Genomic DNA, 13,788 nt, shown 5'->3' with positions numbered 1-13,788 from the left:
CGGAGAGTCCGATATGTCCACCTTGTCCGAAGCCGGCGAAAGCCAGATTGAAGCCGTCGTCGTGCCGCGCACCAGCGACCTGGGCGGCTTTTCCGTGCGCCGCGCCATCCCGTCCGCACAGCGCCGCACTGTCGGGCCGTTCGTGTTCCTGGACCACATGGGTCCGGTCGAGTTTGCCGCCGGTACGGGCATAGACGTGCGCCCGCATCCGCATATCGGCCTGTCCACGGTGACCTATCTTTACGAAGGCTCCATGGTGCATCGCGATGGCGCGGGCCACACCCAGACCATTTTGCCGGGCGAGGTCAACTGGATGACGGCGGGCCGCGGCATCGTGCATTCGGAACGCTCCTCGCCCGAAAGCCGCCAGGCCGCGCAGCGTCTCTGTGGCCTGCAGATCTGGGTGGGGCTGCCCAAGGAACACGAGGAAACCGATCCGGGCTTCACCCACTACGGCCTGGACGCGCAACCGGTCATCGAAGGCGAGGGCGTGCGCGCCCAGGTGGTGGCGGGTTCGTTGTTCGGCAAGACGTCCTCGGTGAAGACGCTGTCGCCGCTGTTCTATGGCGATCTGCAACTGCAGGCGGGCGCGACCACGGTGCTGCCGGCCGAGCATGAAGAGCGCGCCGCCTATCTGGCGCAGGGCACGGTCGAGATCGACGGGCAGGAGTTCGAAAGCGGCCGCCTGGTCGTGTTTGCGCCGGGCCGCCCCGTGCAGATCCGCGCCAAGACTGCGGCGCGCTTTGCGGTGATCGGCGGAGAGCCGCTGGACGGGCCGCGCTTCGTGTGGTGGAACTTCGTCTCCAGCAGCAAGGACCGCATCGAACAGGCCAAGCAGGATTGGCAGCGCAGCCGCTTCGACCAGATCGTGCCGGGCGACGAGACCGAGTACATCCCGCTGCCCGAGCCGCGCGCCTGAGTCAGCGCTCGAACCGGCCGCACGCAATCGCCACGCGGCCGGCGGTATGATGCGCCTCCGACCCTCACAACAAAACGGGATGGAGACATCATGCATCGCTACACATTCAACGCGCTGCGCGGCCTGGCCGCGCTGGCGCTGATCCAGGGCGCTTCGGCGGCGCTCGCTGCCGGCTATCCGGCCAAGCCCATCACCTTCATCGTGCCTTACACCGCAGGCGGCACCACCGACCTGGTGGCGCGCACCGCGGGCCAGAAGGTCGCGGAAAAATTGGGCCAGCCCGTCATAGTCGAAAACCGTCCCGGCGCGGGCGGCAATATCGGCATGGACGCCGTGGCCAAGGCCGCGCCCGACGGCTACACCATCGGCTTCGGCGCCATCTCCACCAACGCGCTGAATCCTTTCGTCTACCCCTCCATGCCTTTCGATCCCACCAAGGATTTCACGGGCGTCAGCATGCTGGGCGCTTCCACCGTGGTGCTGGAAGTCGGTCCTGCGCTAAAGGTCGACAGCGTCAAGGACCTGGTCGCTTATGCCAAGCAGCATCCGGGCACCTCGTTCGGCACGCCGGGCACTGGCACGTCCATGCATCTGGCTGGCGTGATGTTCGACCAGCTGACCGGCGCCGGCATGCAGCACATTCCTTACAAGGGCAGCGCGCAGGGGCTGAACGACCTGCTGGGAGGGCACTTGCCGGTGATGTTCGACAATCTGCCGGCGTCGCTGCCGCACATCAAGGCGGGCAAAGTGCATGCGCTGGCCGTGACGGGCAGCAAGCGGGCGCCCGCCTTGCCGGACGTGCCGACGCTGGCCGAGCTGGGCTATGAAGCAGCCGTGGTCGATCCGTGGTTCGCGGTCTATGGGCCTGCGAAGATGTCGCCTGAAGCGACCAAGGCGCTGAGCGAAGCCTTCCAATGGGCGCTGGCCTTGCCGGAAGTGAAAGGCAAGCTGGAGCAGGCCGGTTTCATGCCCTACGGCTCCACGCCGCAGGAAGTGGAACGCCTGACCCAGAGCCAGCACGAGGCCTTCAAGGCCTTGTCGCAGAAAGTGAAGCTGTCGGCCGACTGAGCGGCCGGGACGACTTCAGCGGCCGCGGGCGTAGGCTTGCTCGCGCCGCTCTTCCAGCGCTTCGCGGCGGATGAAGTCGCGCACGAAGTCGCTGGCGGGATGATGGTGCAGGTTGTAGGGCGTGTCCCACTGCGCGATGCTGCCCTTGGACATGACGCCGATGCGGTCGGCGATGGCGAAGGCTTCGGCCTGGTTGTGCGTGACCAGGATGGCCGTGTGGCCGGTGGTCTTGAGGATGTCGCGCACTTCAAAGGCCAGGCGTTCGCGCGTGTCCACGTCCAGGTTCGAGAACGGCTCGTCCAGCAGCAGCAGGTCGGGCGAGGGCGCCAGCGCGCGAGCCAGCGCCACGCGCTGCTGCTGGCCGCCGGAGATCTCGTGCGGATAGCTGTTGGCGGCATGCGCCAGGCCCACCAGTTCCAGCATCTCTTCGACGCGGCGCGCGCGTTCCGGGCGCGCCATCTTGCGCAGGCCGAAGGCCACGTTCAGCGCCACCGTCAGGTGCGGGAACAGCGCGTAGTCCTGGAACATCATGCCCACCCGGCGATGTTCGGGCGCCACCTGCACGGTGGGCGAGGAAATGACGGCGCCATCCAGCAGGATGCGTCCGGCCCGCACTGGCTCAAAACCGGCGATGGCCCGGAGCACCGTGGTCTTGCCGCAGCCGGATTCGCCCAGCAGGCAACCGATATGGCCCACGGGCAGGCCCAGCGTCAGGTCCTGCACCACGGGCTTGAGTCCCGCCGGGGTCTCGTAGGCGAGGGAAAGGTGATCGAGTTCTAACAGATCGGGCACGATGATCAATGTCCCATTTTCAGATTGGTGCGCGCCAGCAGGATGACGGGGAACAGGCCGGCCAGCACGATGGCCAGCGCGGCGACGGCGCCTTCTTCATAGGTGCCGCGGGCCGCTTCGGCGTATAGCCAGGTTGCCAGCGTGTCGAAATTCATGGGCCGCAGCAGCAGTGTCGCGGGCAGTTCCTTCATGGCGTCCACGAACACCAGCAGGGCGCTGGCGGCCAGCGCCGGGCGCAAGAGCGGCAGGTGTACGCGGCGCAGGGTGCCGGCCGAGCTTTCGCCCAGCAGGCGCGAGGCTTGCTCCAGCGACGGCGGAATGCGGGCCAGGCCGGCTTCCAGTGCGCCAGTGGAAATCGCCAGGAAACGGATCGCATAGGCGCAGACCAGCGCGCCCATCGAGCCCATCAGGAACAGGCCCGTGCCGCCGAAGACCTTGGCGACCGCGGTATCTATCCAGACGAAGGGCGTCAGCAGGCCGATGGCCAGCACCGTGCCGGGCACGGCATAGCCCAGGCTGGCGATGCGCGCGCAGGCGCGGCCCGGGTTGAAGCCCGAGCTTTCGCGCAGCGTGCGTCCGGCCCAGGCCACGATCAGCCCGCAAAGCAGGGTGACGATGGTGGCGCTGAAGGCGACGATCAGGGTGTTGCTCAAGCCGTTCAACAGCTGGTGGGAAACGCCGCCAACCAGATGCAGGCGCTTGTAGGTCTCCACGACCAGATAGAGCGCCGGCGCGACAAACCCGATCAGTACCGGTATCCAGCCCAGCGCCGCGGCAACGGCCGCCGCCGGACCGCGCAGGCGGCGCGGCTGCATCGGGCGCATGCGCTGCGTGTTGGCGTAGCGCTGGCGCTTGCGGCCATGGCGTTCCAGCAGGATCAGCCCGATCACGATGGCCAGCATGGTCAGCGCGATCTGCGCCGCGCCCGCCAGGTCCGAACGCGTGACCCAGGTGGTGTAGACCGACACGGTCAGCGTCTGCACGCCCAGGAATTCGGAGGCGCCGATATCGTTCAGCGTTTCCAGCAACGCCAGGCTCACGCCCACCACGATGGCGGGCCGGGCCAGGGGCAGGGCGACCCGGAAGAACACGGCGATGCGGCCGGCGCCGAGCGTGCGGGCCGCTTCCAGCAGGCTGGCTGCCTGCGTCATGAACATGACCCGGGTGCTCAGGTACACATAGGGATAGAGCACAAAGCCCAGCACGAAGATGGCGCCGTAGATCGAGCGCAGATCCGGCAGGCGGAACTGGCGCGGACTGTCATAGCCCAGCAGCGCGCGGATCGCCGACTGTATCGGACCGATGGGATGCAGCAGGTCCAGATAGGCGAAGGCGATGATGTAGGTCGGCACCGCCAGCGGCAGCAGCAGCGCCCAGGTCAGCACGCGGCGCGTAGGGAAGTCGTAAGCGGTCACCAGCCATGCCGCGCCGGTACCCAGCAGCGTCACCAGCACGCCCACGCCGGCCAGCAGCATGGCGGTATTGGCCAGCGCCTGGGGCAATACGTAATTGGCCAGATGCTGCCAATGCGAGAGTTCGCCGCCCAGCGCCCACCAGCCCAGCGTCAGGACGGGCGCCAATACGGCCAGCGCGATCAGGGCGGCGCCGGCCAGCCAGCCGGCCCCGCGTTCAGTCCAGCGCAGACGCAGCGGCCGGGGCAAAGAATCTGTGTGCATGCTTCAAAGTCGATTGCATCAATGGCAAGGCCTGCTCCCCCGAAAAGAAGGGAGCAGGCCCTACGCGTGAGCTTATGCGCAGCCCGCGCGTTTGTCACTGCCGCATGGTTTCGCCAAGCCGGCGGGCGTGGCGGTCCACAGGCCTATCAGTTGTCGAAACCGACTTTGTCCACCAGTTCGCTGGCTTGCTTGCGATGCTTGGCGATCTCGGTCAGCGGCAGCGGGTCCACCTTCAGTTCGCCAAAGCTGGCGATCACGGGGTCCAGCTTCACGCCCTTGCGGACGGGGTATTCATAGTTGGCCTGGGCGTACAGGGCCTGGGCGGGCTCGGACACCAGGAAGTCCAGCAGCTTGACCGCGTTGGCCTTGTTCGGCGCATGGGCGGCAACGGCGGCGCCGCTGACGTTCACGTGCGTGCCGCCGCTCTTGGCGTTGGCGAAGGTCGGGCGGATCACCTTGATGGCGTCGCCCCACTTGCGGGCGTCGGTGCCGGGTTCGGCGTTCTTCATGTGGCCGACGTAATAAGCATTGGCCAGGCCGATGTCGCAGATGCCGCCCAGGATGTCGCGGGCCACGTCGCGGTCGCCGCCGGCAGCCTTGCGGGCCAGGTTGGCCTTGACGCCGCGCAGCCATTTTTCGGTGGCTTCGGCGCCGTCATGCGCGATCATGGAGGCGACCAGCGCGGTGTTGTAGGGGTGTTGGCCCGAACGGATGCAGACCTTGCCCTTCCACTTCGGATCGGCCAGGTCCTCGTAGCGGAAGGCTTCCAGCTTCAGGTCCTTTTCCACGTACAGCACGCGGTCGCGCAGCGACAGGGCGTACCACTTGCCGTCGGCGCCGCGCAGGTTGGCGGGAATGACGGATTCCAGGGTTTGCGACTTGATCGACTGGGTCACGCCGCCGTCGACCAGATCCAGCAGGTTGCCGATGTCCACGGTCATCAGCACGTCGGCGGGCGACTTGGCGCCTTCGGCCTTGACGCGCTCCAGCAGGCCGTCCTTGACGAAGACCGTATTGACCTTGATGCCGCTTTCCTTGGTGAAGGCGTCCAGCAGCGGCTGGATCAGCTTGGGTTCCCGGGTGGTGTAGAGGCTGACTTCCTCGGCGGCGTTGGCCGACACGGTGAAGGCGGCGGCGCCGGCCAGCGCCAGGGCGCGCAGCAGCGAATTCAATTGGGGACGCTTGGTCATGACGAGGTGCTCCGGCTAGGGCTGCAGAGGAATTCCCGAGGCTTCAGGCCTTTCCGCTGCTCAAAACAGTCTGCTAACGAAAATGATTATCAAATGAGAACGCGACGATAACAGGAAGCAAAGCGGCGTTCAACTAGTCGTAAGTCAGGCAGGCTTCAGGCTTGATCCCCATCAATACGGCATAAGGGTATTACGGAATAATGAGAGCAGTTATCATCAAGACCCTGTAGAATAGGGTCAACCCTAATGCCGGCCGCGTCTTTTGTGCGGCACGGAATGACCCAGCGGCACAAGCCGGGCTCATGGCCCGGGGCGGTCGCCCCTAATTTGATACGACATGGCTGCTTTCAACACTGAGCGCGTACTAAGCGTGCACCACTGGAACGACACCCTGTTTTCCTTTACCACGACGCGTGACTCGGCCTTGCGGTTCCACAATGGCCACTTCGTGATGATCGGACTGGAAGTTGAAGGCAAGCCTCTGTTGCGAGCCTACAGCATCGCCAGCGCCAACTATGAAGAGAACCTCGAGTTCCTCAGCATCAAGGTGCAGAACGGCCCGCTCACGTCGCGCCTGCAGCATCTGAAAGAAGGCGACACCATCCTGGTCAGCCGCAAGCCCGTGGGCACCCTGGTCGTGGACGACCTGAAGCCGGGCAAGCACCTGTTCCTGTTCGGCACGGGCACGGGCCTGGCGCCGTTCATGAGCATCATCAAGGATCCGGACGTCTACGAACGCTTCGACAAGGTCATCCTGGTGCATGGCGTGCGTTGGGTCAGCGAACTGGCCTACGCCGACTTCATCGAAAAGGAACTGCCGAACAACGAATTCTTCGGCGACGTCGTGCGCGACAAACTCGTGTACTACCCGACGGTCACGCGCGAACCGTTCCGCAACCAAGGCCGCATCACCGAGCTGATGGAAAACGGCAAGCTGTGCGCCGACATCGGCATTCCGCAGATCAATCCGGAAACCGACCGCGCCATGATCTGCGGCAGCCCGCATATGTTGGCCGACATCAGCGCCATGCTGGACAAGCGCGGCTTCACGGTGTCGCCGGGCGTGGGCCAGCCGGGCGACTACGTTGTCGAGCGTGCATTCGTGGACAAATAAGTCCCGGCGACGGCGCCAAGCCAAAAACCCATCGCAGCGATGCGATGGGTTTTTTGTTTTTTGGCGCGGCGCGACGTGATGCTGCGGCGCCCCTAAGGGTTAGCCCGCTGTAGCCGCCAGCAGGGCAGTTCTTATAATTCGTCCATAAAGTAAACATATTGTCCATAATATGGAAGGATTAAAGAAATGCCATTGGAACAGAGTGACACCGAGCCCCTGACCCCATACCAGTACCCGAATCCGCCCGAGGCCCTGCCAGAAATCGTGATTCCGCACGCGATCCCGACCGACGAGAGGCTGTGGGTACCGCAGGCCGAGAACGTCTGGTTCCGCCCGCTCTGTCTGAACGCCAGCCAGGGCTACTGGATGAACCTGCTGCGCGTGCGCAAGTCAGGCGTGCTCAGCCGCCATCGCCATCCGCAGGCCGTGCATGGCTTCGTCCTGAAGGGCCGCTGGCGCTATCTGGAACACGACTGGGAGGCGACTGAAGGCAGCTACGTGTTCGAGCCGCCAGGGGAGACGCACACGCTCTACGTGCCGCCCGACGTCGAGGAAATGATCACGTACTTCCAGGTCAACGGCGTCATGTACTACACCGACCCCTGGGGCAAGGGCATGGGTTACGAAGACGTGTTCACCAAGATCGACATGTGCCGCAAGCACTTCGCGGACGTCGGCCTGGGCGAAGACTACGTAAAGCAGTTCATACGCTGAAATTCCGCATTCCCACCCGCAGCACATAAACATAATCCGGAGACACCATGAAACGTCGTGCGTTCAATCGCTGCATTCTTTCCGCGCTGCTGGGCAGCGCCGCGCTGGCCGCGGGGCCAGTGGCGCTGGCGCAGAATTTCCCCAACCGGGCCATCGAGATCGTGGTGCCGTTTGCCGCGGGAGGCGGCACGGACGCCATGGCGCGGGCCATGGGCGACGCCTCGCGCACCCATCTGACGCAGCCCATCGTGGTGCTGAACAAGCCGGGCGCGGCGGGCGGGATCGGCCTGACGGAAGTGGCCAACGCCAAGCCCGACGGCTACAAGCTGGCGCTGGTGACGGCCGACATGGTGATCATTCCCCACCTGGGCCTGACCAAGACCACCTACGAGAAGTTCACGCCCATCATCCAGCTCAATGCCGATCCTTCGGCCATCACGGTGGCCGCCGATTCGCCGTACAACACCATCGAAGCGTTCCTGGAGGCGGCCCGCGCCAAGCCTGAGAGCATGCAGGTGGGGAACGCGGGCATCGGCTCGATCTGGCATCTGGCAGCCGCCGCGCTGGAGGACAAGACGGGCGCCAAGTTCAACCACATCCCCTTCAATGGCGGCAATCCGGCAGTGCTGGCCTTGCTGGGCGGACACATCGATGCGGTGGCGGTGAGCCCGGCAGAGGTCATGCAGTACGTCAAGGCCGGCAAGCTCAAGCCGCTGGCGGTCATGGCCGACGCGCGCGTGCCCGGTTTCGAGAACGTGCCCACGCTGAAGGAGCGCAACATCGATCTGTCGATCGGCACCTGGCGCGGCATCGCCGCGCCCAAGGGCACGCCGCAGCCGGTACTGGACGTGCTGGGCGCCGCGTTCCGGCAGGCAGCCGCCGAAAACAGCCTGAAGCGCTTCATGGCGGAGCAGAACCTGGGCTATGCGGTCGCGGATCAACAGACGTTCACGGCGCTGATGGAGCGCGACAATACGACGTTCAAGGCGCTGATCGAAAAGTTCGGCATGCGCCAATAGACTGCAGGCAACGACAAGGAGCAGGACATGGATCTGGGCATTACCGGCAGGACCGCGCTGGTGGGCGGCGCAAGCAAAGGCCTGGGCTACGGCTGCGCGCTGGCCCTGGTGCGCGAAGGCGTCAACGTGGTGATCGTGGCGCGCGGGGCAGAGGCTCTCGAGACCGCGCGGCAGCAACTGCTGCAGGCGCGGACGGACGACAAGTCTTTCGTCAAGGCCGTGGCGGCCGACATTACGACCGCGCAGGGCCGCGAGGCCGTGTTCGCCGCGCATCGCGACTACGACATCGTGGTCACGAACGCGGGCGGGCCGCCGCCCGGGGATTTCCGCGATTGGGGCAGGGAACAGTGGTTGAATGCAGTCGACGCCAACATGCTCACGCCGATCGAGTTGATCAAGGCCACGGTCGACGGCATGGCTGAACGCGGCTTCGGGCGCATCGTCAACATCACGTCCAGCGCGGTCAAGGCGCCGATCGACATCCTTGGCCTTTCCAACGGCGCGCGCAGCGGCCTGACCGGTTTCGTGGCGGGCGTGGCGCGCAGCGACATCGCGGCGCGCGGCGTCACGATCAACAACCTGCTGCCCGGCGCGTTCGCCACGGACCGGCTGAGCTCGGCGCTGGCGGCTTCCGCGGCCAAGACCGGCCAGGACGCGCAAGCCGTGCGCGCCCAACGCCAGGCGGCGATACCGGCAGGACGCTTCGGCAACGCCGAGGAGTTCGGCGCCATCTGCGCTTTCCTGTGCAGCGTCCATGCGGGCTACGTCACCGGCCAGAACGTGCTGGCTGACGGCGGCGCCTATCCCGGCACTTTCTGAGCGGACGGCAATGACGTATCAAGCGGATCTGTTTGCAGGCAAGACGGCGCTGGTGACTGGCGCCACGCAAGGCATCGGGGCGGCGGTTGCCAACCGGCTGGCGTCGCTGGGCGCGCGGACCATAGCTGCCGGGTTGCAATCCGACGCCGGCGAACTGGCGCCGGGTATCGAGGTGCGCCTGGGCGACGTCAGCGACGCGGGCGACGTCGAACGCCTGCTGCAAGGGTTGGACGAGCTGGACATCGTGGTCAACTGCGCCGGCATCATCCGCCGCGGCGCGGAGCATGATCCCGCCGTGTTCGAGCAGGTGCTGGCGATCAACCTGACCGGCACCATGCGCGTATGCGGCGCCGCGCGCGAGAAGCTTGCGCGGCGCGGCGGCTGCATCGTGAACACCGCGTCCATGCTCAGTTTCTTCGGCGGGGCGCTGGTGCCGGCGTATGCGGCGAGCAAGGGCGGGGTGGCGCAGCTGACGAAGTCGCTGGCGCTGGCCTACGCGGCGGACGGCATCCGCGTCAACGCCGTCGCGCCGGGCTGGATCGCCACGCCGCTGACCCGCGCCTTGCAGGACGACCCCGAGCGTTCGGGGCCGATTCTGCAGCGTACCCCGCTGGGGCGCTGGGGCAAGCCGGAAGACGTGGCCGAGGGCGTGACGTTTCTTTGCACGCCGGCGGCCTCGTTCATGACGGGCGTGATCCTGCCCGTGGACGGCGGCTACCTCGTGGCTTGAGCGTTGGCCGCCACCGTGTACGCGCGCAGGCGTTTGCAGGGATAATGGCGGGGCCGCGCCGCAGGGGCGGCCTCGTTACCGCCAACGCCACGTTTTCCGCCATGCCAGAACTGCCGCAAGTCGCCAACCCTCCCGCCGCACAGGTGGCGGGCACAGCCGCCTTCTCGAAGTTCATGCATGTGCTGCAAGTCGTGGCCGATACGCCGGAATCCATGACGGTGGCCGAACTCAGCAAGCGCAGCGGCTATCCGCGGCCGACCGTGTACCGTACGGTGGCCGCGCTGGTGGCCGAACGCCTGCTGGCCGAACATCCGGTCACCGGCAAGCTGAGCCTGGGGCCGCGCCTGATCCAGCTGGCCAGCCGCAGCTGGGGCCGTTCGGAAATGCGGCTGGCGGCCGTCGAGAACCTGAAGCAGTTGCGTGACGTCACCGGCGAGACCGTGCACCTGGCCGTGCCCAACGGCCAGCACATGGTCTACATCGAGAAGCTGGAAAGCCCCAGCGTGGTGCAGATGAATTCGCGCATCGGCACCAACGTCTCCATGTACTCGACGGCGGTGGGCAAGGCGTATCTGGCGATGTTGGACGAGGCGGCTCTGCAGGCCGCGCTGGACATGCTGCCGCAGCCGTTCGCCTGCCATACGCCCAATACCGTCAAGGATACGGCCGCGCTGCGGCGGCAGCTCGAACAGGTGCGCCAGCGCGGCTGGGCCGTGGATGATGAAGAGAACGAGGCCGGCATTTATTGCTTCGGCGCGCCGATTTTCGGGCAGAACGGCGTGCCGGTGGCGGCCATCAGCGTGAGCACGCTGCGATTCCGCCAGAAACCAGATCCGGAAGCGGCCTATGTGGCGCCGCTGCTGGAGGCCTGCCGTGCGATCAGCCAGCGCATTGCCGGCACGCCGATGCTGGCGAGCAGCGATCTGCTCTGACGGGCGGCGCGCCACCGCCCCGGGGGCGGTCTACTCGGGCTGGATGCCGGCCTTTTTGATGATCTCGCCCCACTTCTTCGACTCGGCTTGCTGGAACTGCGCCAGTTCTGCCGGCGTGGAGCTTGCCGCGTCCGTGCCCGTTTGCGCATAGAACTGCTTGGCAGGCGCGCTTGAAGTGGCCTTGACCAGCAATTCGTTCAAGCGCTTGACCACATCAGGCGGCGTGCCGGCGGGCGCATACGCGGCAAACCAGTAGCCCATTTCATAGCCTGGCACGCCAGCCTCGGCGATGGTGGGTACGTCCGGCGCCAGCGGCGAGCGCGCCTGGCCGGTCACGCCCAACGCGCGCAGCTTGCCCGACTTGACTTGCGGCAGGCCGGTGGCGGTGTCGGTGATCATCATGTCGATCTGGCCGCCCAGCAGGTCCGTGACCGCCAGCGGATTGCTCTTATATGGGACGTGCAGCAGTTGCACGCCCGCCATCTGTTGCAGCAGTTCGCCGGCGATGCGGCTGCTGGAGCTGCCGCTGCCGAAGCTCAGCTTGCCGGGCGCTTGCCTGGCCTGGGCCAGGAAGTCGCCAACCGTCTTGGCCGGCGAATTGGGATTGACCACCATGATCTGGCCGCCTTTGCCCAGCAGGGTCAGCGGCGCGTAGTCCTTGACCGGATCGTAGGTCAGCGTCTTGTAGAGGTGCTCGTTGGCGGCATGCGTGGTGTTTGTGGTGATCAGCACGGTGTAGCCGTCGGGGGCCGCGCGGGCGCCGGCCGCGGCGCCTATCATCGCGCTGGCGCCGGGCTTGTTTTCGATCACCACGGCCTGGCCGGTCTGTTCGGTGACGCCCTGGCCGATGGCGCGGCCGATCTGGTCGGTGGCGCTGCCGGCCGCGAACGGCACGATGAAGGTGATGGGCTTGGCGGGGAACTGGGCCATGGCGCTCAAGGGCAGGGCGGCGGCCAGCAGCAAGGCCAGCCGGCCTTTGGAAGCAATGCGCATGTGTGTCTCCTGTGGATTTTTATAGGAATCGAAATCAGGCGTCCGCGGGACGGTCGCCGGGTATGTCGGGCAGGCGGCTGGCCAGCGCGGGGCTGACCTCGACCGTCATGTCCAGCAATCTGAAAGAGAGGCTCTTGCCGTGCGTGTCCAGGTTGAGGGCATCGTTGACGCCGCCGTCCAGCACGCCTTCAAGCACAAAGTTCATCGCATGCAGCGTGGGCAGCGCGTAGCGGGTGACGCGGCTGGGGCGGCGGTACGCGAACCAGTCGGCGACGCGGGCTTCGGTGACCTGTGCATCCAGCACGTCGTAGCATTCCGGATCCCAGGCGATCAGGCTCAGGTTGGAGATGTCGCCCTTGTCGCCGGAACGGCTGTGCGCCAGGCGGTACAGGGGGACCGAGATCAGCGGCGGATTCATTGCGGGGCTTCCTCCAGGAAGGTCCAACCGCTGGGCACGGCGTCGCGCGGCAGGGTGCAGGACAGCATGTTCAGGCGCGGGCGCAACGCGGTGCGCACGCCGCCGCCGCCGGCCGGGCCGCAGGTATACAGGGCAGTCACTTCGCGCAGCACGCTTTCGGCAAGCTTGCGGTCCATGTGTTCGGCCGCGACGCGCAGGCGCACGTCGCGCGCATGGCCGTCGGGCAGGGCGGACAGCATGTTGCCGGCGTCATCGCCCAGGATGCTGATGGCGCCGATGAGGTCGGCGCGCAGGCGCAGAGCCGGGTCCAGACGCTTGCGCACGATATCGGCGGCCAGACGGGCGCGTGCTTCGGCCTGCACCCCGGCATAGGAGATCTCGGCTTCGGCCAGCCAGCCGCCGCGGTAGCAGACGTTGACCTTGAGTTCGGCGGGACGCGCGTGGCCGGTGATGCCGCGCACCGCCACCCGATCGCCGCCCAGTTCGGCCACCTCGGCACGGCTCAGGTCGGCGACGACGTCCGGCGTCAGGTAGCGCGCGGGATCGTGCACTTCGTACAGCAGCTGTTCCTTGACTGTGCGCGCATCGACCATGCCGCCGGTACCGTCGGCCTTGCCGATCACGAATTCGCCATCCGCATCGATCTCGGCGATGGGAAAGCCGGCGGCGTGCACGTCTGGCACATCCTTCAAGCCGGGCACGCAGAAGTAGCCGCCGGTGACCTGCAGACCGCACTCCAGCATATGGCCGGCCATGGTGGCACGGCCCAGCCGCTGCCAATCGTCCATGGCCCAGCCGAAATGGGCCAGCGCCGGGCCCAGCGTGAGCGACGGGTCCGACACGCGGCCCGCGACCACTATCTGCGCGCCGGCCCGCAGCGCCTCTGCGATCTCGGCGGCGCCGAGGTAGGCGGTGGCACTGACCACGTCGCGCCCATCCAGCGCGCCGCCAAGGCGCTGGCGCAGCAGTTCGCGTTGCGCATCGCTGGAAAGCGCGTCGCCATATACCACTGCGATGCGCGGCGCGGGCAGGCCTTGCTGCCGGGCCAGCGCGGCAACGCGCCGGGCCGCGGCGGCAGGGTTGGCCGCGCCGAAGTTGCCGACGATGCGGATCCCGTGGTGCAGACAGTCGGCCAGCACCGGGCCGACCAGTTCGTCCAGCAAGGGCTCGTAGCCGCGCTCCGGGTCTTCGTTGCGGGCCAACTGGGCCAGCGCCAGCGTGCGCTCGGCCAGCGTTTCGTAAATCAGCACGCCGCCGCCGCGGGCGATCAGCGTGCGCACGACGGCGGCGGCGCCGTCGCTGCGGTCGCCGGAGAACCCGGAGGCGCAGCCTATGTGGAGGGGGGCTAGGGACATACGGAATCAGGGCAGGGGTCTAGGTGTCTGAGGCCCACTATAGGCACGC

General features: G+C 66.6%; 14 protein-coding genes. 8 read left to right on the top strand and 6 right to left on the bottom strand.

Features of this window, described 5'->3' with window-relative positions; genetic code table 11:
- The first annotated feature begins 13 nt into the window (after window positions 1-13).
- Both DXK93_RS25895 and DXK93_RS25890 read left to right on the top strand, forming a co-directional pair.
- Entirely contained in the window at window positions 14-919 is a 906-nt protein-coding gene (locus tag DXK93_RS25895; RefSeq protein WP_054454108.1) for a pirin family protein, read from the top strand.
- Between the two features lie 90 nt (window positions 920-1,009).
- Window positions 1,010-1,987: a tripartite tricarboxylate transporter substrate binding protein gene (locus tag DXK93_RS25890; protein ID WP_119451583.1), complete on the top strand. Its 978-nt coding sequence runs from the start codon at window positions 1,010-1,012 to the stop codon at window positions 1,985-1,987.
- Window positions 1,988-2,002: 15 nt separating this feature from the next.
- On the opposite strand, the gene DXK93_RS25885 is transcribed toward DXK93_RS25890, so the two are convergent.
- The 3 genes from DXK93_RS25885 to DXK93_RS25875 all read right to left on the bottom strand — a co-directional run bounded on the left by DXK93_RS25885 (window position 2,003) and on the right by DXK93_RS25875 (window position 5,645).
- A complete protein-coding gene (locus tag DXK93_RS25885; RefSeq protein ID WP_054454830.1) occupies window positions 2,003-2,779 on the bottom strand; it encodes an ABC transporter ATP-binding protein in 777 nt (258 codons plus the stop codon).
- Window positions 2,780-2,784: 5 nt separating this feature from the next.
- Window positions 2,785-4,455, bottom strand: coding sequence for an iron ABC transporter permease (locus tag DXK93_RS25880; RefSeq protein ID WP_054454113.1), 1,671 nt, complete (start codon window positions 4,453-4,455; stop codon window positions 2,785-2,787).
- A 146-nt stretch (window positions 4,456-4,601) separates the two neighbouring features.
- Window positions 4,602-5,645, bottom strand: coding sequence for a Fe(3+) ABC transporter substrate-binding protein (locus DXK93_RS25875; protein ID WP_054454115.1), 1,044 nt, complete (start codon window positions 5,643-5,645; stop codon window positions 4,602-4,604).
- Between the two features lie 337 nt (window positions 5,646-5,982).
- Here DXK93_RS25875 and DXK93_RS25870 point away from each other — a divergent pair, with 337 nt between their 5' ends.
- The 6 genes from DXK93_RS25870 to DXK93_RS25845 all read left to right on the top strand — a co-directional run bounded on the left by DXK93_RS25870 (window position 5,983) and on the right by DXK93_RS25845 (window position 10,973).
- A complete protein-coding gene (locus DXK93_RS25870; protein WP_054454116.1) occupies window positions 5,983-6,759 on the top strand; it encodes a ferredoxin--NADP reductase in 777 nt (258 codons plus the stop codon).
- A 186-nt stretch (window positions 6,760-6,945) separates the two neighbouring features.
- Complete coding sequence (locus DXK93_RS25865) at window positions 6,946-7,473, top strand: 2,4'-dihydroxyacetophenone dioxygenase family protein (RefSeq protein ID WP_054454118.1); 528 nt, start codon at window positions 6,946-6,948, stop codon at window positions 7,471-7,473.
- 47 nt (window positions 7,474-7,520) lie between these two features.
- Window positions 7,521-8,492 carry a tripartite tricarboxylate transporter substrate binding protein gene (locus DXK93_RS25860; RefSeq protein WP_054454119.1) on the top strand — a complete coding sequence of 324 codons (972 nt, stop codon included), beginning with the start codon at window positions 7,521-7,523 and terminating at the stop codon, window positions 8,490-8,492.
- Between the two features lie 27 nt (window positions 8,493-8,519).
- On the top strand, window positions 8,520-9,311 hold the full coding sequence (locus DXK93_RS25855; RefSeq protein ID WP_119451582.1) for an SDR family oxidoreductase: 792 nt from the start codon (window positions 8,520-8,522) through the stop codon (window positions 9,309-9,311).
- Between the two features lie 10 nt (window positions 9,312-9,321).
- Entirely contained in the window at window positions 9,322-10,041 is a 720-nt protein-coding gene (locus DXK93_RS25850; RefSeq protein WP_054454123.1) for an SDR family NAD(P)-dependent oxidoreductase, read from the top strand.
- A 101-nt stretch (window positions 10,042-10,142) separates the two neighbouring features.
- Window positions 10,143-10,973 carry an IclR family transcriptional regulator gene (locus tag DXK93_RS25845; RefSeq protein ID WP_054454832.1) on the top strand — a complete coding sequence of 277 codons (831 nt, stop codon included), beginning with the start codon at window positions 10,143-10,145 and terminating at the stop codon, window positions 10,971-10,973.
- Between the two features lie 30 nt (window positions 10,974-11,003).
- On the opposite strand, the gene DXK93_RS25840 is transcribed toward DXK93_RS25845, so the two are convergent.
- The 3 genes from DXK93_RS25840 to DXK93_RS25830 are packed head-to-tail and all read right to left on the bottom strand — an operon-like array spanning window position 11,004 to window position 13,739.
- Complete coding sequence (locus DXK93_RS25840; protein WP_119451581.1) at window positions 11,004-11,966, bottom strand: tripartite tricarboxylate transporter substrate binding protein; 963 nt, start codon at window positions 11,964-11,966, stop codon at window positions 11,004-11,006.
- Between the two features lie 34 nt (window positions 11,967-12,000).
- Window positions 12,001-12,384, bottom strand: a complete 384-nt coding sequence (locus tag DXK93_RS25835; protein ID WP_054454127.1) for a hypothetical protein — start codon at window positions 12,382-12,384, stop codon at window positions 12,001-12,003.
- Window positions 12,381-13,739, bottom strand: coding sequence for an acyclic terpene utilization AtuA family protein (locus DXK93_RS25830; RefSeq protein WP_119451580.1), 1,359 nt, complete (start codon window positions 13,737-13,739; stop codon window positions 12,381-12,383). The genes DXK93_RS25835 and DXK93_RS25830 overlap by 4 nt, the downstream gene beginning before the upstream one ends.
- Window positions 13,740-13,788 lie beyond the last annotated feature (49 nt).

Source organism: Achromobacter sp. K91 (assembly GCF_003576205.1).
In the GTDB taxonomy this organism is placed as follows: domain Bacteria; phylum Pseudomonadota; class Gammaproteobacteria; order Burkholderiales; family Burkholderiaceae_B; genus Achromobacter; species Achromobacter aegrifaciens.
Note: the sequence above shows the minus strand (reverse complement) of the source record. Positions and strands in the feature narration are given on the sequence as shown.

Bases quoted from the DNA above. Each gene is read 5' to 3' on its own strand.
- DXK93_RS25895 (WP_054454108.1), top strand. From the start codon at position 14: ATGTCCACCTTGTCCGAAGCCGGCGAAAGCCAGATTGAAGCCGTCGTC.
- DXK93_RS25890 (WP_119451583.1), top strand. From the start codon at position 1,010: ATGCATCGCTACACATTCAACGCGCTGCGCGGCCTGGCCGCGCTGGCG.
- DXK93_RS25880 (WP_054454113.1), bottom strand. From the start codon at position 4,455: ATGCACACAGATTCTTTGCCCCGGCCGCTGCGTCTGCGCTGGACTGAA.
- DXK93_RS25875 (WP_054454115.1), bottom strand. From the start codon at position 5,645: ATGACCAAGCGTCCCCAATTGAATTCGCTGCTGCGCGCCCTGGCGCTG.
- DXK93_RS25870 (WP_054454116.1), top strand. From the start codon at position 5,983: ATGGCTGCTTTCAACACTGAGCGCGTACTAAGCGTGCACCACTGGAAC.
- DXK93_RS25865 (WP_054454118.1), top strand. From the start codon at position 6,946: ATGCCATTGGAACAGAGTGACACCGAGCCCCTGACCCCATACCAGTAC.
- DXK93_RS25860 (WP_054454119.1), top strand. From the start codon at position 7,521: ATGAAACGTCGTGCGTTCAATCGCTGCATTCTTTCCGCGCTGCTGGGC.
- DXK93_RS25855 (WP_119451582.1), top strand. From the start codon at position 8,520: ATGGATCTGGGCATTACCGGCAGGACCGCGCTGGTGGGCGGCGCAAGC.
- DXK93_RS25850 (WP_054454123.1), top strand. From the start codon at position 9,322: ATGACGTATCAAGCGGATCTGTTTGCAGGCAAGACGGCGCTGGTGACT.
- DXK93_RS25845 (WP_054454832.1), top strand. From the start codon at position 10,143: ATGCCAGAACTGCCGCAAGTCGCCAACCCTCCCGCCGCACAGGTGGCG.
- DXK93_RS25840 (WP_119451581.1), bottom strand. From the start codon at position 11,966: ATGCGCATTGCTTCCAAAGGCCGGCTGGCCTTGCTGCTGGCCGCCGCC.
- DXK93_RS25835 (WP_054454127.1), bottom strand. From the start codon at position 12,384: ATGAATCCGCCGCTGATCTCGGTCCCCCTGTACCGCCTGGCGCACAGC.
- DXK93_RS25830 (WP_119451580.1), bottom strand. From the start codon at position 13,739: ATGTCCCTAGCCCCCCTCCACATAGGCTGCGCCTCCGGGTTCTCCGGC.